General features: G+C 45.6%; 6 protein-coding genes and 1 pseudogene. All 7 read left to right on the top strand.

What is annotated here, in order from left to right; translation table 11 throughout:
• The coding region (locus ASN18_RS10615) for a LysM peptidoglycan-binding domain-containing protein (protein WP_157072939.1) at positions 1 to 438 on the top strand (438 nt) is incomplete at its 5' end.
• Positions 439 to 641: 203 nt separating this feature from the next.
• The gene (gene rimP, locus ASN18_RS10610; RefSeq protein ID WP_085052729.1) at positions 642 to 1,118 is read left to right on the top strand and encodes a ribosome maturation factor RimP; all 477 of its coding nucleotides are present in this window, start codon (positions 642 to 644) and stop codon (positions 1,116 to 1,118) included.
• Positions 1,115 to 2,218 (top strand): transcription termination factor NusA, encoded by a 1,104-nt coding sequence (gene nusA, locus ASN18_RS10605; RefSeq protein WP_085052728.1) that lies wholly within the window; start codon positions 1,115 to 1,117, stop codon positions 2,216 to 2,218. Before rimP ends, nusA begins: the two co-directional genes overlap by 4 nt.
• Positions 2,219 to 2,245: 27 nt before the next feature.
• Positions 2,246 to 2,560, top strand: coding sequence for a hypothetical protein (locus tag ASN18_RS10600; RefSeq protein ID WP_085052727.1), 315 nt, complete (start codon positions 2,246 to 2,248; stop codon positions 2,558 to 2,560).
• Positions 2,518 to 3,336: a prepilin peptidase gene (locus ASN18_RS10595; protein ID WP_306688897.1), complete on the top strand. Its 819-nt coding sequence runs from the start codon at positions 2,518 to 2,520 to the stop codon at positions 3,334 to 3,336. The genes ASN18_RS10600 and ASN18_RS10595 overlap by 43 nt, the downstream gene beginning before the upstream one ends.
• 907 nt (positions 3,337 to 4,243) lie before the next feature.
• Positions 4,244 to 4,399 carry a transposase gene (locus tag ASN18_RS10590; RefSeq protein ID WP_085052725.1) on the top strand — a complete coding sequence of 52 codons (156 nt, stop codon included), beginning with the start codon at positions 4,244 to 4,246 and terminating at the stop codon, positions 4,397 to 4,399.
• Positions 4,363 to 4,611: pseudogene (locus ASN18_RS17220) on the top strand (hypothetical protein); the annotation flags it as partial. The gene ASN18_RS10590 and the pseudogene ASN18_RS17220, both read left to right, overlap by 37 nt.

Genomic DNA, 4,611 nt, shown 5'->3' with positions numbered 1-4,611 from the left:
ACCGGAAAGCCTGAACTCAAGGGCTCTGAAAAGAAGTCTGATACATCACCTGCTGATACTGCCAAACCTGATAAAAAGACAAACACTGTTGCCTCTGCTAAAAATACCGGAAAGCCTGAACTCAAGAACTCTGATAAAAAGTCTGATACACCCCCTGCTGATACTGCCAAATCTGATAAAAAGACAAACACTGTTACCACTGCTAACACAAAAAACATCGACAAGTCAGCGTCTGACAGCAGCCATACAACAGACTCTGAAAAAGAACAGAAAGGTAAACCGACGGCGGTCAAGCATCATAAAGTTGAAAGTGGTCAAAGCCTGTCCTCAATTGCAAGAATGTATGATATTTCCGTAAAGGAGATAATGAAGGTGAACTCGATTAGCGACCCACTGAAGATTAAAGTGGGTAAACTCCTGAAAATCCCAATAAATTAACTTATCAGCCTACGCCGCCAGTCTTCAAACCTGAAACACTTGTGTTGGACTTAGTTGACCTGCTTTAGCAATCAGGCATTATTAAAGTGCTTGACTTTTAATGAAAAATAAAGCTATAATGATAGTGAGAGATAGTTATCTCATTTCAGGAGTGGGAAAAACCCACTCTTTTGTTTTATTGGGTGTGGAATAGGATTTTGGGCATGGAGATAATGAGACGCCTTGAGGCTATAGTGAGGGAGGCAGCCCTGCAGAGGGCTGTAGAACTCTTTAGTGTGGAGTTAAAAGGGCAAGGAGCCAGAAAGATATTGAGAGTGACAATAGACAAAGAATCATCGGTTGGCATAGCGGATTGCGAGGGAATGAGCAGAGACCTGAGTGCAAGGCTTGATGTAGAGGGCATACTTAAGGGTGGATATACGCTTGAGGTGACTTCACCCGGCATTGACAGGCCGTTAAGAAATAAGGCCGATTTTGTAAAATACACCGGCAAACTTGCTAAGGTCGTAGTGAAGGGGACTGCCGGAGGTGCTATCAGTGTGGCTGCAAAAGATGCCTGCATCATCGGGAAAATACTGTCTGTTACAGATGATGCGGTTACGCTTGAAGACGCCAAATCAGCGGTTGAAATAAAGTTTCACGATATAATCAGAGCTAAACTGGAGATTGAGATAAAATGAGCAAAGAGCTTCGTTACATTATCGATCAAATAAGCCATGAGAAAGGGATTTCCAGGGACACGCTCAGAACTACGATTGAGTCTGCGATGTTGACGGCAGTAAAGAGGAAGTTTACGAAATTCGAGAATATAGGGCTGACTATCAGCCCTATCGATTACGAAGTCAGTGTGTTTAAAATAAAGTCTGTAGTTGATAATGTAACAGATAAGCACACGCAGGTGTCATTAGAAGAGGCCCTGGCTATTTCACCTGAGGCGTCTTTAGGTTCTACGGTGAATGAACCGCTTGATATAAAGGACTTTGGGCGTATAGCGGCACAAACTGCAAAGCAGGTTATAATGCAGAAGGTGCGCGAGGCTGAAAGGGACGTAATCTATGACAAATTTGCCAATAAAGTCGGGACTGTTGTCTCAGGCACAATAATCAGAAAGGACAGGCTTGCCTACAACGTCAGCATAGGCAAGGCAGAGGCCGTCCTGCCGGTAAAAGAAACTCTTCAGAGAGAGCATTTTAAAAATGGCGATATAATCAGGGCATATATCGAATTAGTTAATACTACGAACAAGGGTCCGCAAATAGTGCTGTCAAGGATTTCGACAAACTTTGTCGCTGCGTTATTTAAAATGGAAGTGCCGGAAATCAGTGACAACATTGTTCAGATAAAAGATGTAGTGCGTGAACCTGGGGAGAGGACGAAAATCGCTGTCTTCACGAAGGACTCCACAATTGACCCAATTGGTGCATGTGTGGGGATGAAGGGCACAAGGGTTCAGGCAATTGTGCGTGAGTTGAGGGGCGAACGAATTGACATCATTCATTGGACGCCAGACGCGAGGCTCTACATAGCGCGTGCGCTGACTCCGGCGGAAGTAGACAAAATAGGTATAAACGAAGAGGATAAGACCGCGATGGTTGTAGTTGAGGACTCGCAGCTTTCTATAGCGATAGGAAAGAAGGGCCAAAATGTCAAACTGGCCATGAAGCTCACAGGCTGGGATATCGACATAATCAGCGAATCCAGATACGCCAAAGTAAGACAGGACAAGTCTGACAAATCAATTGACGAAATCCTGCAGGACAGGCAGGAAGAAGACACATAAACTACGCTCGCGCTGAGAGTCAAACGAATGTGGAATAAGATAAAAAGAGACTTCGAGCGCGGCGTTGATAGGCTCCAGTGGTTTGCCGCCATTGTAACTGAAAGGCTGACCATTGAGCTTTCCTTCGTAAAGATGCTGGCAAAAATAGAAGCACTCGAAAAAGAAAAGGAAGAGCTTTATAAATCCATAGGTAAGAATGCCTACGATCTGAGTTTCAACAGGACAACGGACCTTTATAACCACCACAAGGTTCAGCAGGCAATCCGGGAGATTTCCTCCATTGAGCACAACATAGAGGAATTGAAAAAAGAGGCAGGGGAAATCATATCAACGGAGGGATAGCGCTGCTGCCATACTACATATTAACAGCCGCATTCGGGTTAATAGTTGGGTCATTTCTAAATGTTTGCATACACAGGCTTCCCCAAAAGGGGCTGTCTATTGTCACACCGCCGTCAAGCTGCCCTGCCTGCGGCAAAAGGATCAAGCCGTGGCATAACATACCGGTTATTAGTTATCTTGCACTCAGGGGCAGGTGTGCTTACTGCGGGGTGCATATTTCGCTTAGATACCCAGCGGTTGAGCTCTTAAACGGAATCCTCTATGTGCTGGTTTACGCTAAATTTGGCATTACAGCATATTCGATATACTACATGATGTTTATATCGGCGTTGATAGTGATAACCTTCATTGACATAGACTATCAGATAATCCCTGATGTGATAACGCTGCCTGGGATGATGCTGGGGCTGGTTGGGTCGATATTTATATTGCCTGAGCCGCATCTGTATGGCAGGTTGATGGGGATTTCCGGGTCACTTGCCGGGCTGTTCACAGGCGGGCTGATATTTTATCTCATAGCCGTGGTAAGCAGGGGTGGCATGGGGGGAGGGGATATAAAACTGATGGCGATGGCAGGGGCAACGTTTGGCTGGAAATCGATTTTACTGACGATTTTTATAGGGAGCTTTGCGGGGTCTATCTATGGGATTTCCCTGATGATATTTAAGGGAAAGGGCAGGAAGGCCAAGATTCCATTCGGGCCGTTTTTGTCGTTAGGCGCTGCGGTGTCATTATTTTACGGCAGGGAGATTATTGCGTATTACTTAAACCTGTGACGACTGATGCTTAATGTGGCTCTGGCAGATTGTGCTTTTCCAGCATGACCGTTACGATTTCAGTGGATGAAGGCCATATACCTCGACGCCTTCCGGCATTGCGCTGGTAGCGGTTCAACTCATTCAGTTCAGGTTGCCACCGGACTGTTGCCGTCACACGCCAACATCAGAGCTTGGCAGACGGCTGATAAACTCCTCTGCATCGCGCCGGATTCGCTTGTGCATGTTGGGGACATCAATAGGCCGCTCCGTCGCCAATACGCGGCAGCTGTTGCAAGACGTTTTTCTGAGTCCTGAAAAATATCTGAAAAGCGTGGACAGTCGCGGTTGAGAGCGACGACGCCAGCAATGTAACTATCCGGACTGCTCTGTGCCGCCAATATCCGCAGGACATGGGATTGCAACTTAGTGAGGGGCACGGTATAAGCCTCTTCAAGTTGGCTGTTCGACGTGGCTGCTGGTTTCATTAATCTAAAATTGACCATTAAAAGGGGTTAATGCTAACTGAAAATTGACCACCCTGTGCATAACTTCTCATGATAGGAATGGACGAAATATTAAGGTCGCCCAAGTTAGTCATCTGATTTGGACAGCAGTGGTTTATTTTGGGTAAATAACAGGGGCATTGGTGTGGCGCACCTACCGCTGCATGATTTTGTAGGGATTTATGAATTTAGTATGCTGGCGGCATAAACTTTGGGAGGTTTTAAAAGGTAATTCAGGAATGTCTCCCAATCGGGAAAGATCATAGTGGCAACCAAAACCCTTAGCATTTCCCATAAGCTGCGCTTACTCCCAAAGTTCTTCCTGCATTGTTGATACCTCACATCACTATATAATGGACCCCCAAAATTGTACAACATATTAAGTTACAGTAAGAGCAGAAAGATGGAGGTTCAAGTAAATAATGAAGACGAAATATGCATCAGCATTTAAGGCGAAGGTAGCAATAGAAGCGATAAAGGCAGAGAAGACATCATCAGAGCTGGCAACCCAGTATCAAGTGCATCCAGAGCAGATACGGCAGTGGAAAGGAATAGCCAGCAGGGGAATAGAAGATTAGGCAGGAGGCACAAGGCGGAGAAGAACGAGCTAATAGATGAGCTATACAGACAGGTTGGTCAGCTAAAGATGGAACTTGACTGGCTGAATTGGGAACTACAGGTTAAGGACAAGAGAATGCTAATCGACAGGACAAATGAATTCATATCGATAGCAAGGCAGGCAGCGCTTTTAGGGCTGTCACGGTCAGCAATATACTATGAGCCTGTAGTA

It is taken from the genome of Candidatus Magnetominusculus xianensis (assembly GCA_001541255.1).
Classification (GTDB): Bacteria; Nitrospirota; Thermodesulfovibrionia; order Thermodesulfovibrionales; family Magnetobacteriaceae; genus Magnetominusculus; species Magnetominusculus xianensis.
This window is presented reverse-complemented; position numbering and strand designations above follow the sequence as displayed.